The organism is Pseudoalteromonas sp. SD03 (genome assembly GCF_040937955.1).
Classification (GTDB): domain Bacteria; phylum Pseudomonadota; class Gammaproteobacteria; order Enterobacterales; family Alteromonadaceae; genus Pseudoalteromonas; species Pseudoalteromonas tetraodonis.
Window position 1 is genome coordinate 885,757 of record NZ_CP162514.1, and the last position, 26,880, is coordinate 912,636.

The following is a 26,880-nucleotide window of genomic DNA, read 5'->3' on the forward strand; positions in this document are numbered from 1 at the left end:
CTAAGCATCTTATTGCAGTAATTAAATCTAAATTGGTATGTTAAATCATATAGAAAAATGCTTACCATCTATCGCTAAAAAGTTGCCATTGGTATACTGCAGGTCAAATAAGCCAGTGAGATTGTAATGAGCAAAAAACGACTTTTATTTATTCCTGTGTCATCACCAGAAGGTATTGGTGAATATATGCGCTCATTACAGCTGGCTCAAACTTTAAAGGCTGAGTATGGCAAGCAGTTAGATATTCATTTTATCTTAAATAAGCATACGGCTTATGCTAAAAGCTGCCCGTTTTCTAGCTTACTCTTAAACCAATCGGCAACAAAAGAAAATACGCACGTATGTCAGTTTATTGATCAATACAAACCAGATGCGGTACTTTTTGATTGCGCAGGACGCGCTGAGCAAATGAAAGCGGCAAAAAAAGTGGGTGCTAAAGTTGTTTTTATTTCGCAGCATGCAAAAAAGCGGGCAAAAGGTTTAAAGCTTAATAGGACTGGTCTTATTGATACTCATTGGGTTGTACAACCGGATTACTGTATTGAACCTCTTTCGTGGTATGAAAAGCTAAAATTGAGCATGTTGCCTTTGGCCTATCCTGCTAATGTTGGGCCATTTACAGTATTTGCATCAGCGCAACAAAAATGCGATGCACTAAACCGTTATCACTTGAAAGAAAAAGAATTCTTTATTGTTAACGCGGGCTCTGGTGGTCATACAGTTAATGGCGTAAATTGCGCAGATATATATTTTCAAGCAGGGCTTGTTATTGCTAAACAAACAGGCTTGAAAGGCGTGGTGGTATTTGGCCCTAATTACACTAAGTCGCTACCTAAAACCAATGAGTTAATTTGTTTGCCAAGCCAAGAGGGAACTGAATTTTTAGCCTTACTCAGTCAGGCTAAAATTGCATTACTGAGCGCGGGTGATACTTTACTACAAGCTATTGCTTTGCAAACCCCAACCATTGCTTGTGCTATTTCAAAAGATCAGAGTGATCGAGTCGCACGTTGTGCAGCCACTGGCGTTGTTAAACAAGCTGAGCTTGATATTTTAGACATCACTCAAAAAGTGCAAGAGCTACTTACTGAGCCAAATTATAACAATACACTCAGCCAATATATGTTGTTAGAAAATGTACATAGCTTTGATGTTATAACGAATGGTGTAAAAGTACTGTTGCAGGGGAATAAGCTATGAATATTGTCATTGTAATTGACTCTCTTGTTGGTGGTGGCGCTGAAAAGGTAATGCTTACATTAGCGCAAGAGATGGTATTAAAAGACCACAATGTGACTATCTTGTCATTGGCGCAAAATATTGAATATGACATTCCAACCACTTTGAACGTTGAAAGTTTATTTTCAGGTCGAGCAACAAAAGTAGATCGATTTTGGCAGATAAAAAAGAATATCAGAGTGTTAGAGACATGGTTTGAGCAAAAGTTACGGCAACTTGGGTCTATTGATATAGTACTTTCTAATTTAGATCGTAGTAATAACTTATTAGCGCAGAGTAAAATAAAAAATACCCATTTTGTTGTTCATAACTCAGTTAATGCAGAGCTCGCTAGGCAAAAAAAACTAGGCCCACTTTCATACTTATATCTTAAAAAGAGTAAACAAAATCTTAATGGTAAATCACTGATCTGCGTGTCCAAAGGGGTTGAAGAAGAAATACAACAAGGCAGCTTAATAACCCCAAGTGCTATTACCACTATTTATAATCCATTCAATTTTAAAACAATCAATGATAAAGCTAATGAGGTGAATACAAATATACCCGATTCTCCCTATCTTATTCATGTGGGACGTTTAGCTAAACAAAAACGCCATGATATTTTATTTTCTGCATTTGCCAAGTTAGATAAAAAATACAAATTAGTGCTGTTATGTAACAAAAAAGAAAAGGCATTAAAGTTAGCCAAAGAATATGGTATTGAAAATCAGCTTATTGTTCCGGGATTTGTACAAAACCCATATAACTGGATAAAGCAGGCAAAGGCTTTATTGTTAAGTTCAGACTTTGAAGGGTTTGGTAATGTGCTAGTCGAGGCTTTAGCAGTAGGTACGCCTGCTGTCAGTACTGAGTGCCCTCATGGTCCAAGTGAAATACTTACGGGTGAACTAAGTAAATATCTAGTACCTATTGGCCAAGGTGAGCTCCTAGCGCTCGCAGTTAAGCAAGTGCTCGCAGATAACCCAAATGTAACCAACGCAGCTATTTTAGAAAAGGTGTGTGCCGATAGAGTAACAGAGCAATACTTAGCGTTAGCAAACTAGTTTTTATTAGGTTAACCCATTATGGTAGTGTTTATTTAAACTTTGCCAATCGTTTTCTTGCCAATGAAAGCTGCTATTGCGGCTTTGCTCTTTTAAAAATGAGCGCTGTAGGCGAGACATGTTGCTTTGTTGCCATTTTTTATCGGGTGTTTTTATTTCGCCGCGGTCAAAATCGATAATAAAAACGTTGCCACTGTCATCAAATAAAATATTATTAATATTTAAATCAGCGTGATAAACCCCTTTATTATGAAATAACGCAATTGTGCTGGCTATTTTTTTTATTTCAATATCATTCAATGCGCGTTCAATCAGTATATCTAATACGCTTTTAGCGCCGCTAACTGCTTCAGTAATAATATCACCTCGGTAAATAAAACCATGGCGGCTCACTTTAGCGGCAATAGGTTTTGGTACATTTAAACCTAGCTCTATTAATTGTGTCATCAAGCTAAACTCTTTATAAACACGGGTATGTTCAAGCCCCCAGTACAAATACTGATCACTGAGTAGCTTTCCTATCAGGCCGCCACGCCAATAATGGCGCAACACAGCCGTTAAATCTGTGTGTTTAAAAAACCATGCGGTTGCACGTCCCTTTTTAGCGCCAACAATTTTTTGCTGTTGCTGCCAAAAGTCGGGGCTAAACCAATCTAGCGATATCTGCGTGCTATATTGAGGATGGCTTAAAATGACATGGTTATTTTTGATGTGTTGATTAAACATAGCTCATAGGATTCGCTTTAATATGTGCACATATTAACGTGTTTTCAGGCTAAGGATAAGTACTTGCAATGACGCGATTATAATTTAAGATCGGGTTTTATTATATTATGCCCAAGGATACGTGTGACTTCAGCGCCTACTTACACTTCAATTTGTATTTTACGTCTTTCTGCTATTGGTGATGTATGCCATGCAGTAAGTGCGGTACAAGCTATTCAAAAAGCACACCCAAATGCCAAAATTACATGGGTGATAGGGAAGGTCGAGGCGATGCTGTTAGCAGATTTGCCTGGCGTTGAGCTTGTTGTATTTGATAAAAAACAAGGTAAAGCGGCACTGAAACAGTTAAAGCAAACCTTTAAAGGGCAGTGTTTTGACGTACTGCTTAATATGCAAGTGGCTTTAAGAGCAGGTTTTGTTGCTCGCTGTATTCCTGCCAAAGTTAAAATTGGTTTTGACTGGGCTCGTTCAAAAGAGCTACACAGTTTATTTATTAATAAACGCATTAAAGCCCAATCCCAGGCGCATGTTTTAGAGGGATTTAAAGGCTTTGCCCAAGCGATTGGTGTTGATGATTATGTCCCTGTATGGAATATGCCCTTTACCAACAAAGATCAAGCTAAAGCTGATGAGCTGTTAGGTGACGATTATTTATCAAATAAGCTATTTGTTATTTCGCCAGCAGCAAGTAAAGCACAGCGTAACTGGTTAGCCGATCGCTATGCTGCGCTTGCGGATTATGCACATACACAGGGGTTTAAAATAATATTAACTGGTGGACCGACTGAACTGGAAATTAATTTAGCAAATAACATCATTAAACACTCTGATTCACCCATTCTGAACTTGGTGGGTAAAACAAAACTCAAAGAATTATTGTGCGTACTTAAGCGTGCAGACTTAGTACTGGCACCTGACACAGGCCCAGCTCATATGGCGGTGACTGTGGGCACACCGGTTATTGGCTTATATGCGCATTCAAACCCAGCGCGTACGGGGCCTTATTTATACCAAGACTACGTGGTTGAGGTTTACCATCAAAACTTAGTAAAGCAAACAGGTAAAACCGCCGAGCAATTGCCTTGGGGTACTCGTGTTAAAGGCGATGATTTAATGAGTCAAATAACCACCGATGCAGTAAAACAAATGTTTGATCATGTTGTTAAAAAAGAGTCACTGTTATGAATCAAGAAAACACTAACAAGGCGCTTTTTTTAGATCGAGATGGCGTAGTAAATGTTGACCATGGTTATGTGTTTAAAAGCGAAGAGTTTGAATTTATAGACGGTGTGTTTTCAACATGCAAAGCGTTTTATGATGCGGGCTATAAAATAATTATAGTGACTAATCAGTCAGGCATTGGCCGTGGTTATTATTCTGAGAGCGAATTTTTAGCGCTTAGCGAGTGGATGAAAGCGCAGTTTAGCGCTCATCAAATTGAAATTACGGACGTTTATTTTTGTCCTCATCATCCTAAAAACGCATTACCAGATTATTTAAAAGAGTGCGATTGCAGAAAACCAGCGCCTGGCATGTTACTTCAAGGAATAAAAGATCATCATATCGATCCTGCACTTAGTGTGATGGTGGGTGACAAATTAGGTGACATGCATGCTGCCATTAGCGCTAATGTGCGTACCAAAGTACTGGTACGTTCAGGGCAAAAATTTGATGACAAAGCTGTAAATTTTGCTGACTATGTTTGTGACTCAATCAACGACCTTCCGGCTTTGTTTGCTGATCTAACGTAGTACACACCTCAAGCCTGTAAACTGGCAGCTTTTCCTGCCAGTTAGGCAATTTGCGACGAATGACAAACAGTGCAATTTGGCGCTTAAACTTTTACAATACCTGCATTATAAATAGCAGCAACACGTCTGCTGTTTAACCCGTTCAACCAAATGGAGATCACAGATGAGAGCATCTGCTTTTTTTAGCCAATTACAACAGCAAATCGAAGACGTTAAAGCGGAAGGTTTGTACAAGAATGAACGTGTTATCACTTCGCAGCAGCAAGCTCAAATTGAAGTGGCATCAGGCGAAAAAGTTATTAATTTTTGTGCTAACAACTACTTAGGTTTAGCTAACAGCCCAGAGCTTATTAAAGCAGCGCAACAAGGCTTAGATGACCATGGGTTTGGTGTGGCGTCTGTGCGTTTCATTTGTGGTACACAAGATATTCATAAAACGCTCGAGAAAAAAATCAGTCAATTTTTAGAAACTGAAGACACCATTTTGTACTCATCGTGTTTTGATGCCAATACGGGGTTGTTTGAAACCATATTAGGTGCAGACGATGCGATTATTTCTGATTCATTAAACCATGCTTCTATTATTGATGGCGTACGTTTATGTAAAGCGAAACGTTTCCGTTATGCAAATAACGATATGGCTGATTTAGAAAAGCAATTAATGGCAGCCGATGAAGCCGGTGCTAAAACTAAATTAATTGCAACCGATGGCGTGTTCTCAATGGATGGCGTTATTTGTAACTTAGAAGCCGTGTGTGACTTAGCTGATAAATACGATGCACTTGTTATGGTTGATGACTCACATGCTGTTGGTTTTGTTGGCGAAAACGGTAAAGGTACACCTGAGTACTGCAACGTGCTTGATCGTGTTGATATTATTACTGGTACCTTAGGTAAAGCACTAGGTGGAGCCTCGGGTGGTTATACCTCAGGTAAAAAAGAAATTGTTGAATGGTTACGTCAGCGTTCTCGTCCTTACTTATTCTCAAATTCGTTAGCGCCTTCAATTGTAACGGCGTCAATTAAAGTGTTAGAAATGCTTGAAAATGGTGGCGAGCTTCGCGCTAAGCTATGGTCAAATGCTAAATACTTCCGTGAGCAAATGGAAGCGGCTGGTTTTACCTGTGCAGGTAAAGATCATGCGATTATACCTGTGATGCTAGGAGACGCCAAAGTAGCGTCACTTATGGCTGATAAGTTATTGGCTGAAGGGATTTATGTAACCGGCTTTTCATTCCCTGTTGTACCAAAAGGGCAGGCGCGTATTCGTACCCAAATCTCTGCAGCGCACAGCAAAGAACAGCTTGATACAGCCATTGCAGCATTTACCCGTATTGGTAAAGAGATTGGTGTTATTTAATTTTCTTGTTAAATCGCGGCTGAAGTCGCGATTTTTTAATTGAGTGTGAATTATGAAAGCATTATCAAAGTTAAAAGCAGAGCCAGGCATTTGGATGACAGATGCACCAAAGCCTGAAGTAGGTCATAACGATCTGTTAATTAAGATTCGTAAAACGGCTATTTGTGGCACCGATGTGCATATTTATAAGTGGGATGAGTGGGCACAAAACACCATACCGACGCCTATGGTGGTTGGCCACGAATACGTGGGTGAAGTAATCGACATGGGACAAGAAGTTCGCGGTTTCGAAGTTGGCGACCGTGTATCAGGTGAAGGTCATATAACCTGTGGCCATTGTCGTAACTGTCGTGCTGGGCGCGTTCACTTATGTCGTAATACAACAGGGGTCGGTGTAAACCGCGAAGGCGCATTTGCAGAGTATTTAGTGATACCTGCATTTAATGCGTTTAAAATCCCAGATAATATTAGCGATGAACTTGCCTCTATTTTTGACCCATTTGGCAATGCAGTACATACCGCATTATCGTTCGATTTAGTCGGTGAAGATGTCTTGATCACCGGTGCTGGCCCTATTGGTATTATGGCAGCAGCAGTGGCTAAGCATGTGGGTGCACGTCATGTGGTTATTACTGATGTAAATGAATACCGCCTAGACTTAGCACGTAAAATGGGCGCAACGCGTGCTGTAAACGTCGCGAATGAAAAGCTTGAAGATGTAGCTAAAGAGCTGGGCATGACTGAAGGCTTTGATATTGGCCTAGAGATGTCAGGTGTACCAAGTGCATTTAATGCCATGCTAAATAACATGAATCATGGCGGCAAAATTGCCATGTTGGGAATTCCACCTTCAGATATGGCGGTCGATTGGAATCAAGTTATTTTTAAAGGCTTAGTGATCAAAGGTATTTACGGTCGTGAGATGTTTGAAACTTGGTACAAAATGGCCAGTTTGATTCAATCAGGGCTTGATTTAAAACCAATTATTACTCATCAGTATTCAATAGATGACTTCCAAGCTGGCTTTGATATGATGATTTCAGGCCAATCGGGTAAAGTAATTCTTAACTGGGATTAATTACCCCTTGTTAAGAGAATTAAAGGCGGCATTTGTCGCCTTTTTTGTAATTATAAGAGAGTACTATGGCATTTAAACATATATCAATCGCACAAACCCTTGAACTACTTGATAAAGAAGATGTAGTGATTGCTGATATTCGCGATCCTAATTCGTATCAAGCGGGTCATATTCCGGGTTCAGAGGCATTATCTAATGCGAATATTGCCCAATTTATGATGGAAAAGGAGTTTGACCAGCCGATTATTATTGTCTGTTATCACGGTATGAGCTCACAAGGCGCTGCCAGCTACTTAGTAGAGCAAGGCTTTGAAGATGTTTACAGTATGGATGGCGGTTTTACTGCATGGGAAGCCGCTTACAAGGATAAAGTAGCACGATGATAGAGCTAGGCAGCCTAACTAACCCTCGCGCTGCACAGGGCTTTATAGATTACTTAAAAAGCCAAGGGTTTAGCGGGCAAATTCGTACTGAGGATGGCCATACGCTTGTCATTAGTGTGGCACCTGAGGACTTTCATGCGGTTCAACCTTTGTGGAATGAATTTGCTAAAAACCCTAACCATGAACGTTATCAACAAGCGTCATGGCAAGTAGGCAGCACGCAATCACCATTAAAATATCAAGGCCAGTCGCTTAATTTAGTCGCGCGGTTTAAAGCCTTAAGTTGGCTTAATCAAAGTGTTAGCATACTGAGTATTGTTGTTTATATTGCCTTTTTATTTGGTGCGTTTGAACCTATTTACATGGCGTTGCAGTTTAACCCTGCGTCACCACTTACTTGGTTAACCCCGGCTATTGTGCATTTTAGCGCCATGCATATTGTATTTAACTTAATCTGGTGGGTTTCACTGGGTGACAATATTGAAAAGCAATGTGGTAAGTCGAGTCTAATCGGACTTTTTTTAGTTACCGCTTTAATAAGTAATTGGGCACAGTACTTAATGGTCGGGCCTAACTTTGGTGGGCTTAGCGGTGTTGTATATGGGTTGTTAGGCTTTTGTTGGATTTACAGCACCCTTAACCCTAAACAGCCTGCACTGGTTACAACTGCAATTGTTGGATTTATGCTGGTATGGTTAGTACTTGGTTTTGCAGATGTATTATTTGTTGGAATGGCTAATTGGGCACACTTAGGTGGGCTCGTTAGCGGTATGGCTTTTGCCTATACCGCTCAGTTTTTTAAAACAAAAAGTGCCTAATGATATAAATATTTAGTAAATAAGAGATCACGGATGATCTCATGCCCTGTTTCTTCTTTAAGAAGGCTTTTTAGTTTTTCTGCGCTTTTAAGGCGTATTTGCTCGCGTCCTGTTAAAGACTTTATTTTGTTTTCAGGCTCTTTAGATAAAATCTCTACTAACGCATCACGAAGTAACGGCGTGTGGTGTTCCACGATTGCAATATCTGATGTTTTATTAAGCATTAAATCAACAGTGACACGTACATAGCCCATTTTTTTACTCGATGGGCCAATGTAGTTGGTAATAATATCTGGCTCAAACCCAAAATAACCGACAGTAGACTCAGCACGTGCTGATAAGCTAGTTAAGCTGACTAGAAGAATAAAAAGGCCTGTAAATACTGTTTTTTTCATTTCAAAAGCGTTTCCGTAAACTGGTTACAAATAGTTTATACTTATTAGTAAATAAGATACAGCAAGATGCTGTTATTTGTTGAGTTATGTAAAGGCACTCTGTACTCAAGTTTGGGATAGGCAATAGCGAGAGTCAAATGTTGATTAGCTTTTTATAATAACAGGGTGTGCTTGGTAGTGAGTAAATCGCGCTTTTTCAAATCTCTTAGCAATGTTATGATCTTGCTGATTTTTATCAAGTAGAGCTATTGTGATTACGTTTCCTCTTTCTTTATCTGCTGATTGGCAGAGTACTTCTCAAGTCTGTGGCTTATCTAGCGCTGAGCAAGAGTGGCTATTTGAACCGCATTCTTTAACGGCTAAATTAAAAAGCCAGTCACAGCGTTTTGCTGTAAAGGTGCTAAGCGAGCAAAAAGTTAACCTCTCGCAACCTCAGCAAGCTTTATTAAGTAATGAGGTGAACACCGTACTTAACCGTGAGGTTTTATTGTTGTGTGATGACAAACCGGTTGTATATGCTCAAAGCTGGTTGCCAATATCAAACAACAATACAAATAATCAGCTGCATAATATGGGTGAACGTCCGTTGGGTGATGTCATATTTCAAGACCCTGCGTTAAAGCGCGCTGATATTGAAATTGCTCGCTTTGATGATAACCACTCATTGCAATCATTGGTGAGCGAACTTAATTTACCCATACACATATTATTAGGGCGACGAAGCGTGTTCTCTTTGCATGACTACAAATTTTTAGTTTGTGAAGTTTTTTTACCAGGAGCCTATTTATACTCATGAAACTAGCCCCTTTATCGGTAAACCATGTACCGTATTACGTTCAGTTAATGCGAATAGATAAGCCCATAGGCACCTTATTATTACTTTGGCCAACTTATTGGGCGCTGTGGATAGCAAATGAAGGGATACCAAGCCTAACAAACTTCATTGTGTTTACCCTTGGGGTAATAGTTATGCGTAGCGCAGGATGCGTTATCAATGATTTTGCTGACAGGAAAATAGATGGCTCAGTAAAACGAACCTGTCAGCGCCCTTTAGCAACTGGGGCTGTGAGTAGTGGGGAAGCAGTTAGTTTGTTTTTGCTGCTGGTTAGTATCGCTTTTATTTTAGTAATAATGCTAAATACCAATACTATCTTGTTATCGTTTGGGGCGCTTGGGCTCGCGTTTTGTTATCCCTTTATGAAACGTTACACACAACTTCCACAGGTTGTATTAGGGGCTGCTTTTGGTTGGGCAATTCCTATGGCATTTATGGCATCAACAAACTCATTGCCTGTGCAAGCTTGGCTATTATTTGTCGCTAATATTTGCTGGACGGTGGCTTATGACACTATGTATGCCATGGTTGATAGAGATGATGATTTAAAAATAGGGGTTAAATCAACCGCTATTTTATTCGCCAGTTACGATCGCCATATGATAGGGTTGCTTAACGTTATATTCTTAGTATTAATGACATTGATCGGCTTTATTAGCCAAGTTGGAGCAAGCTTTTGGTTAGGGTTAGCGGTTGCTGCGGCTTTATTATTGTATCAACAGCGTTTGATTCATTTACGTCAACGAGATGCCTGTTTTAAAGCGTTTTTGAATAATCATTATGTGGGACTTACTGTATTTATAGGCTTATTATTTTCTTACCCCGTTTTTTCTTAACGGGGTGGGTCGATAATACCACTAATTGACGCATTTTTTCTGAACCAACCAGCAATCGAATAGCGGTTATCAAAAGCCGGAAGTACTTCATGCACAAAGCGTTCGCTTTCAAATAATACCAAAGTGCCTGCAGTGGGTTTTATAACCACTTCTATGTCTTTACTTTTTGGCTTGTAAATAACCAGCTCCCCGCCTTTCTTAGGAGAGTTTAAATACAATACGGTGGTAAAAACTCGATTTGAACGACCTTTGAACGCATCTACATGTTTTTTGTAAAAATCACCCTGCGTATACTTTGCATAGTGACATTCATAATCAAACAAGCCCATGAAAAAGTTACGATTAAGGGTAGTGCGAACAGCTTCCATTATTTGTTGATAGCTAAGCTGTGCATTTGAGCTGCCATCAAACCAGTAGGTTTTATCTTTACGAACGGAATCATCAATTTGTAAATTGTTTAATCGTCCAATACCGGCAAGGCTAAAGTGAGGATTTATTCTATAGCAATCAGCCATCAACTCGGATATTAAGTCACTATCAATGGCGTTTTCAATAATGGCATAGCCATGCGTTTCAATGTGCTCTAGGTAAATTTCAGCAGCTGTAAAGTTATTCATTAACGCTAGTCATAATATAAGGGAGCGTTAGTGTAGTGAAAAAAAACTTTAATGCCACTAATTTATAGTTGTTATAAAACGCATGGAGTCATTTTTTATGCTCTTGAAACCTTCTTAATTAGCGAGAGTAGGTGGTCAACATGCTCACCTGCCTCTATTTGCTGGCTTGTTTGCACCACAAGTTGTTCATGGCTAATATCGTTATTCGTTTTAAGCTGGATTAAGTTATGGTTTTCTGCCACAGAGCTGGTGTGTTCAATACCTGCAATAGCAAAATGATCTGACTTTTCAAGTCCAGCCATTACCTGCTCAATACTACCTACTTTAATAGTTGAAACTTTATTTAACGAGTCTATTACTTCATTAAGCATTGATTGCACTTGTTTTGACTGCGAAAAACAACTGAACATTGGATAGCTTTCGAGCTCTTTTTTACTTATATCGCTTTTATTTGCTAAAGGGTGTTGTTTTGAACAAAATAAAATAAGTTGATCAGGTAATTGTATATCGCTACCAATGCTATTGACTATTTGCGAGCATACACTAATGTCAATTTCCCCTTGAAGCAGTTTTCTATGAAGCTCAGTTTTATTTTGCAGCTGCATTTCAATTTTAATATGCGGGTACTGACTCAAAAATTCGCCGCAGGTGATTGGTACTATGCTGCTGGTTGTTGTGGTGTAGCCAATCACTAATTTTTTTTCTTCTGTGCCATTAATTGATTGAAAAGCGCGATGCTTTATTTGTTCTAGCTCATTGAGCGTATTTTTAGCAAAGTCGAGGAAAAGTTCGCCTGCTTGAGTTAACTTAACCGAGCGAGTAGAGCGGGTGACTAGTTCGTAGCCAAGCTCCGTTTCAAGAGTTTGAATGCTACGGGTTAATGCAGATGTGCTAATTTGGGTTTGTTCAGCAGCTTGCCTAAAATGACGAAGTAGGCCAAGTGCTACAAACTGTTCTAATTGTTCAAATCTCACTATATAGTCCTTTTTTATAGGTAAGCTAGGGGAATTACAGATTTAATACTGACTTTATATCCCTACAGATCAGTTGAAATAAGGTTTTTAACCACTTATTAAGATTAACTTTCTTTTAATCGTATTTAAAGAGAATAGTTGCAAAATGTTGTTATACCTTTGGGTAATGTTAAATTACTGTGGAGTTTTATTATTGACCAAATTTATGCAATTTTATAACAACTTTACTAAAGTCTCGTTTGGTTAATTGCTGTTTTTACTTTTGGGATTAGGCTCAATAAAGTTTTTACTAACTCGGTTACTTAAAGGCTTATTTTCAATGTTTTGTAATTCAATTTCTATGGCATCACAAGAAATATGAATTTCAAATAATGAAGTAAGCAAAGATAAGCTCAAGCAGCTTAAACTGACACCAAATAAAATAATGCCCGTGGTATTAAATTCTATAAATAATGCGAACATAGATAACGTACATAATAAAAAAGAGGCCACTCCGTATACTTGCATGGTCCTTATTAGTTTTATTCGCTTTCTAAGATTAGTTATTTGCGCCACTACAACAGGACGAATAGACTCACCTTCACGGGCATTCAATTCTCGTATTAGTTGCGCAAGTACTAAAAATCGGTTTGTATAGGCAAGTAATAACAATGAGATGGCTGGAAAAAGTAAACCTGGGGTAGTTAGCGTCATAATGTGTCCTTAAATCATATTATTTGCTTTAGGTTACGCGGGCTTATTGTACACATAAAGTAAATGAGGTGGATATTGCAAAATACTAATAATAGCCAATCAAATGTAACATCATTTGATTGGGTGACGCTTTATAATGCAGAAAATAGTTTAGAGGCCAATATAATAAAAGGACTGATTCTTAATGCGGGAATTGAGTGCCAAATAAAAGGTGAAATACTGCAAGGCGCAATGGGCGAGATCCCATTTGAACAAACACAAGTAAGTGTGCAGGTTTATGCGATAAAAGAGCGCCATGCACGTGAAATATTGGTAAACTATCAGCAAGTAAAACAATCCGCTCCAGATTGGGTGTGCCCTAACTGTAATGAGCATAATGGATCAACATTTGATTTTTGTTGGTCATGTGGGACCTTAAAGAATGACAAAAGCGAATAATTTTCAGCGTATTAGAGAGTTAAATTATTTACAAAAAGCGGTATTGGCCAGTGCGTTAATAGAGCGTATGTTGCCTAATTATGGGCTATTTAGTGAGGCTACCGGCTTTGGCGATGAGGTTATTTTACGCAATGCTTTAAATGTATGTTGGGAAAAAATACTCCTTCCTAAAAGTAAAATTGATTTAGAAAAGCAAGTTGAAAAAATAGAACCTAATGTTCCTGAACTTGCCGATTTTGATATGTTTGGTACCTATCCTGCCATTGACGCTGCCACCTCATTACTGAGCTTAATGCATGGCCTTTTAGCACAAGATGAGCAAGAGTTTGTTAATGTGAGTAAAATATCACAGGCCACCGTAGCTCGCTTTATTGAGTACCAAATGACGGTTGAAGGTGATGTTGCCGATAACAAAGCGGTGCGTGAACACCCACTGATGCAATACGAAATAGAGGTATTAGGTGAACTAATTGATTTTGTAGAAGCAATGGGGCGTATCACTGCTGAAAATGTGAAAGCATTGAAAAAGCATGTCCTTGCTGATGGCCAAACTAACATTGGTTTAGCACTGTAAGTTATTTGTTTTAAACACCTTGTTAGGTGGCAGGAGAATTAACAATGCGAATTTTAGGCATTGAATCATCATGCGATGAAACTGGTATTGCTATTTATGATGACGAAAAAGGGCTGCTAGCCCATCAATTATATAGCCAAGTAAAAGTACATGCAGACTATGGTGGTGTAGTACCTGAACTTGCCTCGCGCGATCACGTACGTAAAACATTGCCGCTTATTGATGCGGCATTTGCGCAAGCGGGTTGTGGGCCTGAAGATTTAGATGGTATTGCTTATACGGCAGGGCCAGGTTTAGTAGGGGCTTTGTTAGTAGGTACCTCAATTGGTCGCTCTTTAGCATATGGCTGGGATATCCCAGCGGTGGCAGTGCACCATATGGAAGGGCATTTATTAGCGCCAATGCTTGAGGAAAACGTCCCCGAGTTCCCATTTATTGCCTTACTGGTTTCTGGCGGTCATACCATGATGGTAAAAGTTGCTGGTATTGGTCAATACGAAGTATTGGGTGAGTCGGTAGATGATGCTGCTGGTGAAGCATTTGATAAAACAGCCAAGTTACTTGGGCTTGATTATCCAGGTGGCCCTCGTTTGGCTAAAATGGCTGAACAAGGTGTTGCTAAGCGATTTGTTTTTCCGCGTCCAATGACAGACAAACCTGGCTTAGATTTTAGCTTTAGTGGCCTAAAAACCGCCGCTTCAATTGCTATTCGTGAAAACGACAGTGATGAGCAAACAAAAGCAGATATTGCTCATGCATTTCAAACGGCCGTTATTGATACTTTAGTAATTAAGTGTAAGCGCGCATTAAAACAAACCGGTATTAAGCGCTTAGTAATAGCCGGTGGCGTAAGTGCTAATACGCAATTACGTTTGCAATTAGAGCGTGTGATGCAAGGTATGAAGGGCGAAGTGTTTTACCCTCGTACTGAGTTTTGTACTGACAATGGTGCAATGATAGCGTATGCCGGTATGCAGCGTTTAAAAGCGGGGCAGTTTGCTACGCTTGATATGAAAACTAAACCGCGCTGGCCAATCGATAGCTTAGAAGCAATATAGTTAACCAGAATTCAGGTTAGTTATTACTTCTTATCATCTGTAGGGGCTTGTTTAGTCCCTACTTTTGGTTCTTCCCCTTTAAATAAACGCACAATATTAGTGCGATGCCTAATAATGATCAGTAGCGTAATAAAGGTCACCGGTAAGGTGTATAACGGTTTTATCCACCATGTGTATAAAGGGGCTAGCGTAACGGCCACTAACGCGGCAAGTGATGAGTAACGAGTAATCGCGACAATCAGCAACCAAGTACCAATCAATAACCCTCCTAAAGAAAGCCCTATCGGTAGTAACGAGCCAAATGCAGTTGCAACCGCCTTACCGCCCTTAAAACTAAAGAATAACGGGTACATATGCCCTAGGCATGCAGCAACGGCGATTAAACCAAGCTCTAATGGCTCGAGTTTTAAAAAATAAGCGCCCCAAACAGGGATTGTGCCCTTTAAAATATCGAAGACTAAAACTAAGCATGCAGGAAGTGACCCGCCTAAGCGGTAAACATTGGTTGCACCTGGATTATTGGAGCCATGCGTGCGTGGATCGGGGAGTTTGAATAGCCGCGACACTAAAATGGCCGATGAAATCGAGCCGAGCAAATAGGCTAAAACAAACATTAAAATGACTAACACGCGCTTCCTTATTTTTTAATCATTACTTTTAAGCTATTATTGGCGTCAAAATTTACGGGCTTCTTAAATTACTCGCAATTTTGTAACGATTCTATTGTAGAAGTAATTTTAGTATATTTAAACACTGATTAAAGTATATACAGTATTAATTTGATTGATACAATATGTAATTAACTCAGTGACTTGTTACAGTCATTTGGAGTATCAATGGACAAGGTATTTATATCACAATTGCATGTCGAAACGATTATCGGGGTGTATGATTTTGAAAAGAAAAGTAAACAAAGCCTGTACTTTGATATTGAAATGTTAAGCGACATCAAGCCCGCAGCGCAAAACGACGATATTAACTTGGCACTGGATTACGCTAAGGTAAGTGAGCGTGTTATCGAACACAGTACGGCTAAACCGGTAGAGCTTTTAGAAACACTGGTGGAGCAATTAGCGCAAATCATTTTAACCGAATTTAATACCCCACAAGTGACAATAAAAGTAAGTAAGCCCGCTGCAGTTGCACAAGCGCAAACCGTCGGTGTAGAAATAACGCGTAACAAGGCTACGGCTTAAATGGCGCAAATATTTATTAGTTTAGGGTCAAATATTAATAAAGCAGAGCATATCAGGCGTGCTTTAGTGGCGTTAAATAAACACTTTAAAAATACACAACATTCTTCGGTATTTGAAAGTGAAGCGGTGGGTTTTGCCGGTAATAACTTTTACAACTCCGTACTCGCTGCCACTACCGAAATGGCGCTTGAAGATGTGTGTGCGTTATTAAAACAAATAGAGCGCGATAATGGTCGCAAAGCAAATGATAAAAAATTTAGCCCGCGCACCTTGGATCTCGATTTACTCTTTTACGATGATGTCATTTGCGAGAGCCCAGCTCAACTACCACGTGACGAAATTACCAAAAATGCCTTTGTATTACAGCCTTTAGCAGAGGTGGCTCCTGATTTTTATCACCCTGTAGCAAAAAAAACGATTGCCCAAATATGGAATGCATATAACAACCCTCAACAAAAACTATGGAAGGTGGAGTTTTCTAACCCATGAGTATTATAGAAATAATTGTTTTAGCCCTAATTCAGGGATTTACTGAATTTTTACCTATATCGAGTTCTGCACACTTAATTTTACCGTCGCAAATTTTAGGCTGGGAAGATCAAGGCTTGGCATTTGATGTTGCCGTTCATGTAGGAACGTTAATAGCTGTTGTTATTTATTTTCGTAAAGAAGTGGCCGATATACTCGGTGCTTGGTTTAAATCGTTTGGTGCACAAGGTACAACAGATGACAGCAAACTAGGCTGGTGGATAATTTTAGGTACTGTGCCTGCCGCTATTTTAGGGCTATTGCTAAAAGATTTTGTTGAACTGTATTTGCGCAGTGCATGGGTGATTGCAACCACAACCATCGTATTTGGTTTGTTGTTGTGGTACGCCGATGCTAAAGGTAAGCAAATAAAAACAATTTATCAGCTTAACTGGAAAACCGCACTCATCATTGGCTTTGCGCAAGCCGTTGCGATGATCCCAGGGACTTCTCGCTCAGGTATTACCATGACCGCGGGTTTAATGCTGGGTATGAATAAGCAAAGTGCAGCCCGTTTTTCGTTTTTGCTGGCTATTCCTATTATTTCAATGATGGGCCTTTATTACACAGCAGAGCTAGCGCTTGGCGATCATATTGTTGATTGGACTGCTTTATTGTTGGGTGTAGTGCTGTCGTTTTTATCAGCTTATGCCTGTATTTTTATGTTTTTAAAAGTGATTGAACGAATGGGTATGCTGCCATTTGTTATTTATCGTTTGTTATTAGGCATCGGCTTAATATTCTTTTTAATGCTATAAGCCATTAATCTTTAAAAGCCTCCCACCGTGGGAGGCTTTTTTATTTGCGTCAAACATCGCATCGGCGCTGTCTTGTTGAAATACCAAACATCTGCTGCAAATTTACCTAGAAAGCTCAACAGACCCTGATGGTAACTTGATCTAAATTTTGGCATTATAGCGCCATTAAAGTTCGCCTTAGAGCACATTCCGCGCAGGATGAAAGGATAGTAAATGCATATACATATTTTGGGTATTTGTGGCACATTTATGGGTGGTATTGCCGCTATAGCTAAATCATTAGGTCATCGCGTTACCGGGTCTGATCAAAACGTTTACCCACCAATGAGTACCCAATTAGAAGAGTTAGGAATCGAGCTAACCCAAGGCTATGATGTATCTCAACTAGAACCGGCACCCGACATCGTCGTCATAGGTAATGCTATGAGCCGAGGGAATCCGTGTGTTGAATATGTATTAGATAAAGGCTTGCCTTATACCTCAGGCCCAGAGTGGCTTAAGCATAATTTACTACAAAAATCATGGGTGCTGGCGGTGGCAGGAACCCATGGTAAAACAACGACTGCCAGTATGCTGGCATGGATATTAGAATATGCAGGTTTAAAACCAGGCTTTTTAATTGGCGGGATCGTGCAAAATTTTGGTCTTTCGGCTCGGGTTGGGCAAACGCCATTTTTTGTAATAGAAGCCGATGAATACGACACCGCCTTTTTCGATAAACGTAGTAAGTTTGTTCATTATTTACCGCGAACACTCATTTTAAACAATCTTGAATTTGATCATGCTGATATTTTTGAAGATTTAAATGCGATTAAAAAACAATTTCACCATTTGATACGTACACTACCGCAAAGCGGGAAAGTATTGTGGCCAAAAGATGATGAGGCTCTGAGCGATGTTATAGCAAAAGGGCTGTGGAGCGAGAGCGAAACATTAGGCGATGATTGGGATTATCAGCTACTTAAAGCAGATGGTTCTCAATTTAATGTGTTATTAAACACGCAACTGCAAGGTGTAGTTAACTGGCAGGCAATTGGTGAGCATAACGTTAAAAATGCCATGATGGCCATTGCAGCAGCGCGCCATGTAGGAATAGCTATTGAGCACAGTATTGCGGCTTTAGGCGAATTTATCAGCCCAAAAAGGCGTATGGAGCTTAAAGCGGATATAAATAACATTAAAGTGTATGATGATTTTGCCCATCATCCTACCGCGATACAAACAACGCTTGCGGGGCTGCGCGCCAAAGTGGGCAATGACAAAATTATTGCGATTTTAGAGCCGCGCTCTAACACCATGAAAATGGGAGTTCATCAATTTACATTGCTAGACTCATTACGCGATGCGGATGAGGTGCTACTGTTTGAACCTGAAAACTTAAGCTGGTCGCTTAAGGAGCAAGCAGAAAAAGCCGGTATGCAGTGTTTTGATTCTACAATCGCCATTATCGAAACAGTGCTTGAAAGTATTGAGCCAAATCAACATGTTTTAATTATGAGTAATGGTGGTTTTAATGGCCTTCATCAACAACTTGTTGATGGCTTGGCCAATAAATACAGCGGAGAATAATGTGCAATTTAAAGATAAAATCACCTTAGCATTTAGTGGTGCATCAGGCGCGCCTTACGGACTAAGGCTATTAGAGGTATTGCTTGAGCAGCAGTTTCAAGTGTATGTGCTTATTTCAAGTGCCGCGCGGGTAGTCTTTGATACCGAATCAAATGTTAAACTATCAGCAAATGAAGACAAGGCCACAGAGCAATTAAGCCTGTTATATAACGCAAAACCTGGGCAGTTAAAGGTATTTGGTAAAGATAATTGGTTTAGTCCGGTAGCTTCGGGCTCTGCAGCGCCGAAAAAAATGGTAGTATGTCCATGTAGCGCAGGCTCTGTGTCTGCCATTGCAGTCGGCGCATCAGATAATTTATTAGAGCGCGCCGCCGATGTGGTGATAAAGGAGCGAGGCCAGCTTATCTTAGTGCCACGCGAAACGCCATTTAGCGAAATTCATTTAGAAAACATGCTTAAATTATCGCGTTTAGGTGTAACAATTATGCCTGCAGCACCTGGGTTTTATCATCAACCGCAAAGCATAGAAGACTTGGTTGACTTTATGGTGGCGCGAATTTTAGATCATTTAAATATTGAACATAATCTCACAAAGCGTTGGGGTTATGGTGAGGGTAAGAAATGAATAAGCAAAATATTGCTTTAAATATTGAAGGCCTTACCAAGGTTTACAAAAATGGGGTAGAGGCAGTAAAAGGGGTTGATTTACAAGTTCACGAAGGTGACTTTTTTGCATTACTTGGCCCGAATGGGGCGGGTAAATCAACCACTATTGGGGTAATTTCTTCACTGGTTAATAAGACCAAAGGCAAAGTTGAAGTATTTGGTCACGATATTGATACCGACCTTGAGGCGGCTAAAGCGAATTTAGGCCTAGTACCACAAGAGTTTAACTTTAGTCAGTTTGAAACGCTGAGCCAAATACTCGTTAATCAAGCAGGTTACTACGGTGTACCGCGCGGCGAAGCACATAAACGTGCAGATAAATACTTGGCGCAGCTTGGATTAATCGAGAAAAAAGATAAGCAAGCGCGTACCTTATCTGGTGGTATGAAACGCCGTTTAATGATTGCACGTGCCTTAATGCATGAGCCGAAATTACTTATTTTAGATGAGCCGACAGCAGGGGTTGATATAGAGCTTCGCCGTTCAATGTGGGACTTTTTAAGGCAAATTAACGAACAAGGTGTGACTATTATTTTAACAACCCACTACCTTGAAGAAGCTGAACTGCTTTGTAAAAACATCGCCATTATTGATACCGGGCGAATTGTTGAAAACACCACGATTAAAGCCCTGCTTGCTAAATTAGACAAAGAAACCTTTGTATTGGATTTAAAACAACCGTCTAAACCCGTAACGCTAGATGGATACAAATTTACTATGGGGGATGACCACACCATTGAAGTTGAAGTGGCTAAATCTCAAGGATTAAACGCGGTGTTTACAGCATTGACTGAACAAGGTAATACCGTGCTGAGCATGCGAAACAAAGCGAATCGATTAGAAGAATTATTTGTAGGTTTATTAGAGCAAGGGCGGGGCGAATAAATGTTTAAATATGGCGTAGCCTTAAAAAGTATTTGGATTAAAGAGTGCATTCGCTTTTTGCGTATTTGGGTGCAAACCTTAGTACCGCCAGCGATCACGATGAGTTTATATTTTGTTATTTTTGGTAACCTAATTGGCTCGCGTATTGGTGACATGGGCGGTTTTAGCTATATGGAGTTTATTGTCCCTGGCCTTATTATGATGTCAGTTATAACTAACTCTTATTCAAATGTTGCCTCTAGCTTTTACTCAACTAAGTTTCAAAAAAGTATTGAAGAGTTATTAGTTGCACCTGTGCCTAATTACATCATTGTACTGGGTTATATGGGCGGAGGTATGACCCGTGGCATTATGGTTGGTTTTATCGTAACGTGCGTTTCTTTATTTTTTGTAGATATACAAATACATAATATTTTTGTGATTATAGCCACTGTTATTCTCACCTCGGCGGTGTTTGCCTTGGGTGGATTAATTAACGCTATTTATGCAAACAGCTTTGATGACATAAGTATTATTCCGACCTTTATTTTAACGCCGTTGACCTATTTAGGCGGGGTGTTTTATTCAATCACTTTACTGCCTGATTTTTGGCAAATGGTGTCGCAAATAAACCCAATTATTTATATGGTTAACGCATTTAGATATGGGTTTTTAGGTGTTTCGGATGTGGATTTATCGGTCGCAATGGGTGTGTTGTTGGTGTTTATCAGCGTCCTATTTACTTTAGCACTGACGCTAATTAAAAAAGGTGTGGGGCTAAGACACTAATGAGCGATGCAAATTCACGTAGTATTGTATCTAATCAAGCGGGACTTCATGAAAAGCTTGATGAAATAGTTAATAAACACTTACAGGCTGAGTTTAAAAAGCCAATTGCAACGCATACGCAAACCGCATTTGATGAAGTTAATGCTAAAGTGCAAGCCTTTAATGGGCCGCTTATTTTAGACTCCTGTTGTGGGGTCGGAGAGAGCACCGCTAATTTAGCAAAACGTCATCCTGAAGCGTTAGTCATAGGCATTGATAAGTCATCTCATCGACTTGATAAGCATGATGTTGAATATAAACAAAGTGAAAGTGGTCAATACATTTTAGTGCAAGCTGACTTAAATGACTTTTGGCGTTTAGCGGTGGCTGCTAATTGGCAGCCTACGCATCACTATTTGCTTTACCCTAACCCTTGGCCTAAGTCTAAACACATACAAAGGCGCTGGCATGGGGCGGCTATATTCCCGTTTATTGTAAAGTTAGGCGGTTTACTTGAGGTGCGCAGTAATTGGGATATTTATGTTAAAGAGTTTGCCAGAGCGCTTGAATTAGCGGGGAATCCATGTGAAACCGAATTGTTTGAGTCAGACGAAGCAATTACCCCTTTTGAACGTAAGTACTGGGCCAGTGGCCAGCAAAGCCACCGGCTTGTTATAAATCTTAAATAGCTAATTGTTGCTTAAAGTGAGTCACATGTGGCGTTGGTTTACCAAGGTAACTACCTTGCATCAGCGTCACATTTAGTTTATTGAGTAGCTCGGCAACCGTGTTATTTTCTACCGCTTCAACAACCAATTCAAGTTCAAGCTGCTGGGCTATATCAGCAATATAGGTGATAAATAGCGATGTATTTTCATCATTTACCAGTTGCTTGGTGATCGCACCATCGAGTTTAATACCATCTACCTCAATCTTTAACGTATTGAGCGTATTAATAAACTCATTACCCCAACAATGCATCACTATTTTTGCCCCTTTACTTTTTACCATCGCAATAAATGATTTTATTTCATAGTAGTGTGTAATGACCTGCGACTCTAATATTGAAATAGTAATGTTTTCAGGGTTGGGGTAGCGATGAAGCTCATATGCTATGTGATCATAAATAGTGGGATCTGCAATATTTTCAGCGCACACAGTTAACCCCCAGCTGATTGCTGATTTGCGAAAGCGCGAAATGCATTGAGTAAATAAGGTACGTGTTAACATCCCATCCATACGCAGCCTATTTACTGCATTAGAAAAGGTATCAGGGGTTAAAATCTCCCCATGTGAGGTCACTATTCTTGGTGAGCAGTCATACCTAATAATGGCATTGGTATTGGTATCTATAACAGGTTGAAAATAAGGAACAACGCGATGGGCATCAAACGCTTCACGAATTTCCTTTGCTATTTCTACATTGTATAAATACAGAGATTTATTGTCGTTAATCGCTTCTGAGTAGTTTACTATGGGTTGAACACCTTGCCTTGATTGTAGCAAAGCAATGTGGGCATTCTTAAGCAGTAATGACTTATTCCCTCTTGCGACTCCAGCGTTGAGCGTAATATAAATAAATGGGTCTGTAATAAAAGGTGTATTTTTATTATGGGATTGAATAATGCTGTAAAGCTCATCAAAAGGTGTTTCTTTACTGGTTAAAATGGCCAGCTTGTTGGTCGCAATACGATAAATACGTGATTGCAGACGGTTTTGCTGCTTAAAGTGACTGAGTAGTTTTTTCATCACTTCATCGGCTGTTTTTGTGCCAAAAAAACGACTGATACTATCAATTTCGTTAACCAAAATAATCGCGATTTGTAGATGATGCTCATTACTTTTTTTTAGCTGCTTTTCCAAGGCAATATGATTTTCAAACCCCGTAGCATGATCCCTCATTAGTGAGCGGCGTACCCCAAAACAATAAAGAATATAAACCAGTAACAATATGAACAGTACGCAACTAAAATGAAGCAGGGCTTGATTCAAACGTGTTATTAAAGCCGTATTGATTTTATCGACGCTAATATCAGCTGCAGTTAAATAGGTTCTGCCATTTTTTGCTATATGAGGAATATACACCGTTTTAGAATGACCACGATGCGCCGTTGACACTTCAAAAATAGGGGCCGTTGATAAAAATGCCACCATATTAATTGGCGTCGCTTCAGGGTAAAGATCTAAATACTGGGTAACTTTACCGTTATTTTGATCATCTTGGGTGTAACTGGAGGCAGTAAAATAAATATTTTCATCAATTAATATCATTGAATATAAATAATCTATATTTAAATCATTGGCTAAAGCAGAAAGCTGTTCGGCCTTATTTTGATAGCTTGCAAAGCTAATTTCTTGCGACGTTTTGTCGTGGTAATCACTACCTAAAATATACTTTACGCTGGTGGCTGCATTTATTAAGCGATTGTCAATGCTGCGCATTACATCACTTTGAATGGCAGAGTAAGTGTAGTAACCATAAATGATTAAGCTGACCAAAAAAAAGACGGTTCCAAGCGCCAACTGTGTTAATTTTAGATTTCCTTTGAGCATGTATTATCCTTATTTTTGTTGATTTTATTATACTTAAAAATTATAAATGCCCAATATTTTAATTACCCTTTGTACTAAATTTAAAAAATAGTGAAATGTTATCTATTTAGTATTGTCTTTTATGGCTTAAAACGAGACATTTTTGTCATATTGCAGTAAAGTTAGCGCAATTTTTTAGAAATGCCGTTGCTTAAAAAACACCTTATATTAGCGTGTTTTACAAACTAACAGGTGTTTTAGTCACACACTAGGTATGAAGATGGATCAAAAGCGTTGTGCCGTCGCCTCTAAAGAAAGCCTTAAACGGATATTCACCGTTCCAGAGGCGCCAGACTCAACTTTGAGCAAAATAGAGCTTGAAATTTCGAGTAATTTAGCAGGTTTCTTAAACGAAAATATCGCGGCAATTGAAAAACCATTACATGAAATAGAAAAAGATTTTCAATCGGCGGCAATCCCTGAAGAACCGACGTTTGTGTCTTGCTATGCTCAAGATATTATGGAGCAGCTGGTTGCTCATTCTGTTCATACCGCAGCGCCAAGCTTTATTGGCCATATGACATCGGCTCTGCCTCATTTTTTACTACCGTTATCGAAATTAATGGTTGGGTTAAATCAAAACCTAGTAAAAATTGAAACCTCGAAAGCGTTTACCCCATTAGAACGTCAAGTTTTAGGGATGATGCATCATTTAGCTTATAGCCAAAGTGATGGTTTTTATTCTAAATGGATGCACAGTGCAAAAACTTCGTTAGGGGCATTTTGCTCTGGCGGCACCGTGGCAAATATTACTGCACTTTGGATAGCTCGAAACCGCTTATTAAAAGCGGATGGCAATTTTAAAGGCATTGCTGCACAAGGTTTAGTTGCAGGAATGCTTCACTATGGTCACAAAGGGCTGGCAGTTTTAATTTCTGAACGAGGTCATTATTCGCTTGGTAAATCGGTTGATTTATTAGGTATTGGTCGTGAAAATTTAATTGGTATCAAAACTTCTGCCGATAATAAAGTCGATGTTAGTGCAATGCGAGAAAAAGCGTTAGAGCTTGAAGCACAAGGCATTAAAGTGATGGCAATTGTTGGGGTCGCAGGAACCACTGAAACCGGTAATATTGACCCACTTGAAGATATGGCTAATTTAGCACAAGAGATTAATTGTCATTTTCATGTTGATGCAGCGTGGGGTGGAGCTACTTTACTGTCTAATACCCATAGGCATTTATTAAAAGGTATTGAGCATGCAGATTCAATCACCATTGATGCGCATAAGCAAATGTATGTGCCGATGGGGGCCGGTTTAGTCTTATTTAAAGACCCTGCTGCAACTGATGCCATCGAGCATCATGCTGAATATATTTTACGTAAAGGCTCTAAAGATTTAGGCAGCCATACGCTTGAGGGAAGTCGCCCTGGGATGGCGATGTTAGTGCATGCTTGCTTACGTGTTATTGGTCGTAAAGGCTATGAAATGCTTATCGATCGCAGTATTAAAAAAGCGCGTTATTTTGCTGATTTAATAAAAGCCGATGAAGACTTTGAGTTAATATCAGAGCCAGAACTTTGCTTACTGACCTATCGCTATGTACCAAAACAAATTAAACACGCGATAGCCCAAGCTGATGCACAAACCCGTTTAGACATTTTTGCCGCGCTTAATCGTTTTACTGCCAGCATGCAAAAACGCCAACGTGAATCGGGTCGCTCATTTGTATCGCGTACGCGTTTAACGCCAGTTCAATATGATAACCAACCAACCGTGGTATTTAGAGTGGTACTGGCGAACCCGCTTACCTCAGGTGCTATATTAAAAGAGATATTAGAAGAGCAGAAAGAACTGGCACAAACTGATCCGGTGTTTAAAAAGTATTTACGAAAATATATGTAACTACAATTACAAATGCAATGACAAAAAAGACGCGATTAAGCGTCTTTTTTGTTGCTGATTAAAAGCAACTCGCCTTTATAAGGTTGCTGATAATTTGTTGAGAAGGTTTGATTTTTTCCATTGCTAAAAACTCATCGGGCTGATGCGCTTGGTTAATAGAGCCTGGTCCCATTACGATGGTTTCACAACCGAGTTGCTGTATAAATGGCGCTTCGGTACAGTAGTTAACAGCCACTGCTTTTTGCCCTGCTATATTTTCGGCTAATTTGACTAACGCGCTATCTGTGCTTCCCGTAAATGCTGGAATTGGCTCATGCAAATCAATTACGCTCACAGAGTTAGGGTATTGCTGGTTTATATCGTAGGTTGCATCAAGTACCAGAGCTTGAAGCTCTTGCACGCTTAAACCTGGAAGAGGGCGCATATCAATGTGCATTTCACAGCAGCCACAAATTCGGTTGGCATTGTCACCCCCATAAATATTGCCTAAGTTGAGTGTTGGATAAGGAATTTCAAAGTGATTTATTGAATATTTATTCTTAAGTTGTTCTTTTAAGATCAGTAATTTTGTAATCACTTTATGCATTACTTCGATGGCATTAAGGCCCCGTTCGGGATCAGAGCTATGTCCTGAGCGACCAACGACTCTGATTGCTGTAGTCATATGGCCTTTATGGGTAAATACTGGTGTCATATCCGTGGGTTCACCAATAATACAGCGGCTTGGCTTTAAATTTGGGTGCTTACAAATTTGCTGTGCGCCAGCCATAGTGGTTTCTTCGTCGGCGGTCGCTAATATTAAAATAGGTTGAGTTTGTTGCTTTTCATCAAGCTCACTAATAGCTTGCAGTACAAAAGCAAAAAAGCCTTTCATATCAATACTGCCTAAACCATATAATTTGTTATCAAGTTCAGTTAATTTAAATGGATTTTGATTCCAGCGGCTATCATCAAACGGCACCGTATCGGTGTGCCCCGCAAGCATTAACCCGCCATCGCCTTGTCCGCGTTTTGCTAATAAGTTGTAGCGGCCTTTACCACCTTCTAACTCTATTATTTCACAGGTAAAACCTAAGCTTTCACACCACTGAGCGAGTAGTTCAATCACGCTTTTATTGCTCATACACAAATGCTCTTCAATAGCGCTAATAGAGGGGGCAGCAATCAATTGCTGATACATCGAGATAAATGACGGCAGAGACATAAAAAAATCCAAAATAAGTATTCAATTTAATTGCATAACAATATAAAAGTATTTATGATGAATATCAATTC

The 26,880-nt window shown here is 39.6% G+C and carries 30 protein-coding genes; 22 read left to right on the plus strand and 8 right to left on the minus strand.

What is annotated here, in order from left to right; all coding sequences use genetic code 11:
* Positions 1–126 precede the first annotated feature (126 nt).
* Both ABZP26_RS04100 and ABZP26_RS04105 read left to right on the plus strand, forming a co-directional pair.
* Positions 127–1,200, plus strand: a complete 1,074-nt coding sequence (locus ABZP26_RS04100) for a hypothetical protein (RefSeq protein ID WP_036956742.1) — start codon at positions 127–129, stop codon at positions 1,198–1,200.
* Entirely contained in the window at positions 1,197–2,282 is a 1,086-nt protein-coding gene (locus tag ABZP26_RS04105; RefSeq protein ID WP_090494218.1) for a glycosyltransferase, read from the plus strand. Before ABZP26_RS04100 ends, ABZP26_RS04105 begins: the two co-directional genes overlap by 4 nt.
* A 6-nt stretch (positions 2,283–2,288) precedes the next feature.
* Here the strand turns inward: ABZP26_RS04105 and ABZP26_RS04110 are convergent, their stop codons facing one another.
* Positions 2,289–3,008: a 3-deoxy-D-manno-octulosonic acid kinase gene (locus ABZP26_RS04110; protein WP_090494215.1), complete on the minus strand. Its 720-nt coding sequence runs from the start codon at positions 3,006–3,008 to the stop codon at positions 2,289–2,291.
* A gap of 123 nt (positions 3,009–3,131) precedes the next feature.
* On the opposite strand from ABZP26_RS04110, the gene ABZP26_RS04115 reads away from it, so the two are divergent.
* From ABZP26_RS04115 to glpG, 6 genes are all read left to right on the plus strand, one after another.
* Positions 3,132–4,193, plus strand: coding sequence for a glycosyltransferase family 9 protein (locus tag ABZP26_RS04115; protein ID WP_368485396.1), 1,062 nt, complete (start codon positions 3,132–3,134; stop codon positions 4,191–4,193).
* Complete coding sequence (gmhB, locus tag ABZP26_RS04120; protein ID WP_368485397.1) at positions 4,190–4,759, plus strand: D-glycero-beta-D-manno-heptose 1,7-bisphosphate 7-phosphatase; 570 nt, start codon at positions 4,190–4,192, stop codon at positions 4,757–4,759. The genes ABZP26_RS04115 and gmhB overlap by 4 nt, the downstream gene beginning before the upstream one ends.
* Before the next feature lie 163 nt (positions 4,760–4,922).
* Positions 4,923–6,119: a glycine C-acetyltransferase gene (locus ABZP26_RS04125; RefSeq protein WP_058154271.1), complete on the plus strand. Its 1,197-nt coding sequence runs from the start codon at positions 4,923–4,925 to the stop codon at positions 6,117–6,119.
* 52 nt (positions 6,120–6,171) lie between these two features.
* Positions 6,172–7,197 carry an L-threonine 3-dehydrogenase gene (gene tdh / locus ABZP26_RS04130; protein ID WP_010390995.1) on the plus strand — a complete coding sequence of 342 codons (1,026 nt, stop codon included), beginning with the start codon at positions 6,172–6,174 and terminating at the stop codon, positions 7,195–7,197.
* A 65-nt stretch (positions 7,198–7,262) separates the two neighbouring features.
* Positions 7,263–7,580, plus strand: a complete 318-nt coding sequence (glpE, locus tag ABZP26_RS04135; protein WP_033104018.1) for a thiosulfate sulfurtransferase GlpE — start codon at positions 7,263–7,265, stop codon at positions 7,578–7,580.
* Positions 7,577–8,398, plus strand: a complete 822-nt coding sequence (gene glpG, locus ABZP26_RS04140) for a rhomboid family intramembrane serine protease GlpG (protein WP_013464287.1) — start codon at positions 7,577–7,579, stop codon at positions 8,396–8,398. The genes glpE and glpG overlap by 4 nt, the downstream gene beginning before the upstream one ends.
* On the opposite strand, the gene ABZP26_RS04145 is transcribed toward glpG, so the two are convergent.
* Complete coding sequence (locus ABZP26_RS04145) at positions 8,395–8,793, minus strand: flagellar basal body-associated protein FliL (RefSeq protein WP_008468199.1); 399 nt, start codon at positions 8,791–8,793, stop codon at positions 8,395–8,397. The two genes, glpG and ABZP26_RS04145, sit on opposite strands and share 4 nt — an antisense overlap.
* A 250-nt stretch (positions 8,794–9,043) precedes the next feature.
* On the opposite strand from ABZP26_RS04145, the gene ABZP26_RS04150 reads away from it, so the two are divergent.
* Both ABZP26_RS04150 and ubiA read left to right on the plus strand, forming a co-directional pair.
* A complete protein-coding gene (locus ABZP26_RS04150; protein WP_013464288.1) occupies positions 9,044–9,589 on the plus strand; it encodes a chorismate lyase in 546 nt (181 codons plus the stop codon).
* A complete protein-coding gene (gene ubiA, locus ABZP26_RS04155) occupies positions 9,586–10,464 on the plus strand; it encodes a 4-hydroxybenzoate octaprenyltransferase (RefSeq protein ID WP_368485398.1) in 879 nt (292 codons plus the stop codon). Before ABZP26_RS04150 ends, ubiA begins: the two co-directional genes overlap by 4 nt.
* Here ubiA and ABZP26_RS04160 read toward each other — a convergent pair.
* The 3 genes from ABZP26_RS04160 to ABZP26_RS04170 all read right to left on the minus strand — a co-directional run bounded on the left by ABZP26_RS04160 (position 10,461) and on the right by ABZP26_RS04170 (position 12,748).
* Positions 10,461–11,081, minus strand: a complete 621-nt coding sequence (locus ABZP26_RS04160) for a 2OG-Fe(II) oxygenase (RefSeq protein ID WP_008468193.1) — start codon at positions 11,079–11,081, stop codon at positions 10,461–10,463. The two genes, ubiA and ABZP26_RS04160, sit on opposite strands and share 4 nt — an antisense overlap.
* Positions 11,082–11,176: 95 nt before the next feature.
* Complete coding sequence (locus tag ABZP26_RS04165; protein WP_008468191.1) at positions 11,177–12,055, minus strand: LysR family transcriptional regulator; 879 nt, start codon at positions 12,053–12,055, stop codon at positions 11,177–11,179.
* Positions 12,056–12,298: 243 nt separating this feature from the next.
* The gene (locus ABZP26_RS04170) at positions 12,299–12,748 is read right to left on the minus strand and encodes a DUF2721 domain-containing protein (RefSeq protein ID WP_008466063.1); all 450 of its coding nucleotides are present in this window, start codon (positions 12,746–12,748) and stop codon (positions 12,299–12,301) included.
* Positions 12,749–12,823: 75 nt separating this feature from the next.
* On the opposite strand from ABZP26_RS04170, the gene ABZP26_RS04175 reads away from it, so the two are divergent.
* The 3 genes from ABZP26_RS04175 to tsaD are packed head-to-tail and all read left to right on the plus strand — an operon-like array spanning position 12,824 to position 14,818.
* Positions 12,824–13,186, plus strand: a complete 363-nt coding sequence (locus ABZP26_RS04175; RefSeq protein ID WP_008466062.1) for a DUF2007 domain-containing protein — start codon at positions 12,824–12,826, stop codon at positions 13,184–13,186.
* Entirely contained in the window at positions 13,170–13,760 is a 591-nt protein-coding gene (locus ABZP26_RS04180) for a YjaG family protein (protein ID WP_008115608.1), read from the plus strand. Before ABZP26_RS04175 ends, ABZP26_RS04180 begins: the two co-directional genes overlap by 17 nt.
* Before the next feature lie 44 nt (positions 13,761–13,804).
* Positions 13,805–14,818 (plus strand): tRNA (adenosine(37)-N6)-threonylcarbamoyltransferase complex transferase subunit TsaD, encoded by a 1,014-nt coding sequence (gene tsaD / locus ABZP26_RS04185; protein ID WP_008466060.1) that lies wholly within the window; start codon positions 13,805–13,807, stop codon positions 14,816–14,818.
* A gap of 23 nt (positions 14,819–14,841) precedes the next feature.
* Here the strand turns inward: tsaD and plsY are convergent, their stop codons facing one another.
* Positions 14,842–15,447 (minus strand): glycerol-3-phosphate 1-O-acyltransferase PlsY, encoded by a 606-nt coding sequence (gene plsY / locus ABZP26_RS04190; protein ID WP_008466051.1) that lies wholly within the window; start codon positions 15,445–15,447, stop codon positions 14,842–14,844.
* Positions 15,448–15,654: 207 nt separating this feature from the next.
* On the opposite strand from plsY, the gene folB reads away from it, so the two are divergent.
* The 8 genes from folB (at position 15,655) to ABZP26_RS04230 (ending at position 21,856) form a co-directional block, all read left to right on the plus strand.
* Positions 15,655–16,014 carry a dihydroneopterin aldolase gene (gene folB / locus ABZP26_RS04195; RefSeq protein ID WP_262976678.1) on the plus strand — a complete coding sequence of 120 codons (360 nt, stop codon included), beginning with the start codon at positions 15,655–15,657 and terminating at the stop codon, positions 16,012–16,014.
* Entirely contained in the window at positions 16,015–16,503 is a 489-nt protein-coding gene (gene folK, locus ABZP26_RS04200; protein ID WP_013464293.1) for a 2-amino-4-hydroxy-6-hydroxymethyldihydropteridine diphosphokinase, read from the plus strand. It abuts the gene before it with no gap.
* The gene (locus ABZP26_RS04205) at positions 16,500–17,300 is read left to right on the plus strand and encodes an undecaprenyl-diphosphate phosphatase (protein ID WP_024601856.1); all 801 of its coding nucleotides are present in this window, start codon (positions 16,500–16,502) and stop codon (positions 17,298–17,300) included. Before folK ends, ABZP26_RS04205 begins: the two co-directional genes overlap by 4 nt.
* A 213-nt stretch (positions 17,301–17,513) precedes the next feature.
* A complete protein-coding gene (gene mpl, locus ABZP26_RS04210; RefSeq protein ID WP_368485399.1) occupies positions 17,514–18,869 on the plus strand; it encodes a UDP-N-acetylmuramate:L-alanyl-gamma-D-glutamyl-meso-diaminopimelate ligase in 1,356 nt (451 codons plus the stop codon).
* Position 18,870: 1 nt separating this feature from the next.
* Positions 18,871–19,494 (plus strand): flavin prenyltransferase UbiX, encoded by a 624-nt coding sequence (locus ABZP26_RS04215; RefSeq protein ID WP_024601858.1) that lies wholly within the window; start codon positions 18,871–18,873, stop codon positions 19,492–19,494.
* A complete protein-coding gene (locus ABZP26_RS04220) occupies positions 19,491–20,420 on the plus strand; it encodes an ABC transporter ATP-binding protein (RefSeq protein WP_013464297.1) in 930 nt (309 codons plus the stop codon). Before ABZP26_RS04215 ends, ABZP26_RS04220 begins: the two co-directional genes overlap by 4 nt.
* The gene (locus ABZP26_RS04225; protein ID WP_008466038.1) at positions 20,421–21,188 is read left to right on the plus strand and encodes an ABC transporter permease; all 768 of its coding nucleotides are present in this window, start codon (positions 20,421–20,423) and stop codon (positions 21,186–21,188) included.
* A complete protein-coding gene (locus ABZP26_RS04230; RefSeq protein WP_013464298.1) occupies positions 21,188–21,856 on the plus strand; it encodes a tRNA (guanosine(46)-N(7))-methyltransferase TrmB in 669 nt (222 codons plus the stop codon). Before ABZP26_RS04225 ends, ABZP26_RS04230 begins: the two co-directional genes overlap by 1 nt.
* On the opposite strand, the gene ABZP26_RS04235 is transcribed toward ABZP26_RS04230, so the two are convergent.
* Positions 21,849–23,720, minus strand: a complete 1,872-nt coding sequence (locus ABZP26_RS04235) for a GGDEF domain-containing protein (RefSeq protein WP_368485400.1) — start codon at positions 23,718–23,720, stop codon at positions 21,849–21,851. The genes ABZP26_RS04230 and ABZP26_RS04235 overlap by 8 nt on opposite strands.
* Positions 23,721–23,979: 259 nt before the next feature.
* Between ABZP26_RS04235 and panP the strand changes: the two genes are divergently transcribed.
* Positions 23,980–25,605, plus strand: coding sequence for a pyridoxal-dependent aspartate 1-decarboxylase PanP (panP, locus tag ABZP26_RS04240; RefSeq protein ID WP_013464300.1), 1,626 nt, complete (start codon positions 23,980–23,982; stop codon positions 25,603–25,605).
* A 58-nt stretch (positions 25,606–25,663) separates the two neighbouring features.
* Here the strand turns inward: panP and argE are convergent, their stop codons facing one another.
* Positions 25,664–26,809, minus strand: a complete 1,146-nt coding sequence (gene argE, locus ABZP26_RS04245; protein ID WP_013464301.1) for an acetylornithine deacetylase — start codon at positions 26,807–26,809, stop codon at positions 25,664–25,666.
* Positions 26,810–26,880 lie beyond the last annotated feature (71 nt).

Coding starts and splice junctions, on each gene's coding strand:
- ABZP26_RS04100 (WP_036956742.1), top strand. CDS start 127: ATGAGCAAAAAACGACTTTTATTTATTCCTGTGTCATCACCAGAAGGT.
- ABZP26_RS04105 (WP_090494218.1), top strand. CDS start 1,197: ATGAATATTGTCATTGTAATTGACTCTCTTGTTGGTGGTGGCGCTGAA.
- ABZP26_RS04110 (WP_090494215.1), bottom strand. CDS start 3,008: ATGTTTAATCAACACATCAAAAATAACCATGTCATTTTAAGCCATCCT.
- gmhB (WP_368485397.1), top strand. CDS start 4,190: ATGAATCAAGAAAACACTAACAAGGCGCTTTTTTTAGATCGAGATGGC.
- ABZP26_RS04125 (WP_058154271.1), top strand. CDS start 4,923: ATGAGAGCATCTGCTTTTTTTAGCCAATTACAACAGCAAATCGAAGAC.
- tdh (WP_010390995.1), top strand. CDS start 6,172: ATGAAAGCATTATCAAAGTTAAAAGCAGAGCCAGGCATTTGGATGACA.
- glpE (WP_033104018.1), top strand. CDS start 7,263: ATGGCATTTAAACATATATCAATCGCACAAACCCTTGAACTACTTGAT.
- glpG (WP_013464287.1), top strand. CDS start 7,577: ATGATAGAGCTAGGCAGCCTAACTAACCCTCGCGCTGCACAGGGCTTT.
- ABZP26_RS04145 (WP_008468199.1), bottom strand. CDS start 8,793: ATGAAAAAAACAGTATTTACAGGCCTTTTTATTCTTCTAGTCAGCTTA.
- ubiA (WP_368485398.1), top strand. CDS start 9,586: ATGAAACTAGCCCCTTTATCGGTAAACCATGTACCGTATTACGTTCAG.
- ABZP26_RS04160 (WP_008468193.1), bottom strand. CDS start 11,081: ATGAATAACTTTACAGCTGCTGAAATTTACCTAGAGCACATTGAAACG.
- ABZP26_RS04170 (WP_008466063.1), bottom strand. CDS start 12,748: ATGACGCTAACTACCCCAGGTTTACTTTTTCCAGCCATCTCATTGTTA.
- ABZP26_RS04180 (WP_008115608.1), top strand. CDS start 13,170: ATGACAAAAGCGAATAATTTTCAGCGTATTAGAGAGTTAAATTATTTA.
- tsaD (WP_008466060.1), top strand. CDS start 13,805: ATGCGAATTTTAGGCATTGAATCATCATGCGATGAAACTGGTATTGCT.
- folB (WP_262976678.1), top strand. CDS start 15,655: ATGGACAAGGTATTTATATCACAATTGCATGTCGAAACGATTATCGGG.
- folK (WP_013464293.1), top strand. CDS start 16,015: ATGGCGCAAATATTTATTAGTTTAGGGTCAAATATTAATAAAGCAGAG.
- ABZP26_RS04205 (WP_024601856.1), top strand. CDS start 16,500: ATGAGTATTATAGAAATAATTGTTTTAGCCCTAATTCAGGGATTTACT.
- mpl (WP_368485399.1), top strand. CDS start 17,514: ATGCATATACATATTTTGGGTATTTGTGGCACATTTATGGGTGGTATT.
- ABZP26_RS04220 (WP_013464297.1), top strand. CDS start 19,491: ATGAATAAGCAAAATATTGCTTTAAATATTGAAGGCCTTACCAAGGTT.
- ABZP26_RS04225 (WP_008466038.1), top strand. CDS start 20,421: ATGTTTAAATATGGCGTAGCCTTAAAAAGTATTTGGATTAAAGAGTGC.
- ABZP26_RS04230 (WP_013464298.1), top strand. CDS start 21,188: ATGAGCGATGCAAATTCACGTAGTATTGTATCTAATCAAGCGGGACTT.
- ABZP26_RS04235 (WP_368485400.1), bottom strand. CDS start 23,720: ATGCTCAAAGGAAATCTAAAATTAACACAGTTGGCGCTTGGAACCGTC.
- panP (WP_013464300.1), top strand. CDS start 23,980: ATGGATCAAAAGCGTTGTGCCGTCGCCTCTAAAGAAAGCCTTAAACGG.
- argE (WP_013464301.1), bottom strand. CDS start 26,809: ATGTCTCTGCCGTCATTTATCTCGATGTATCAGCAATTGATTGCTGCC.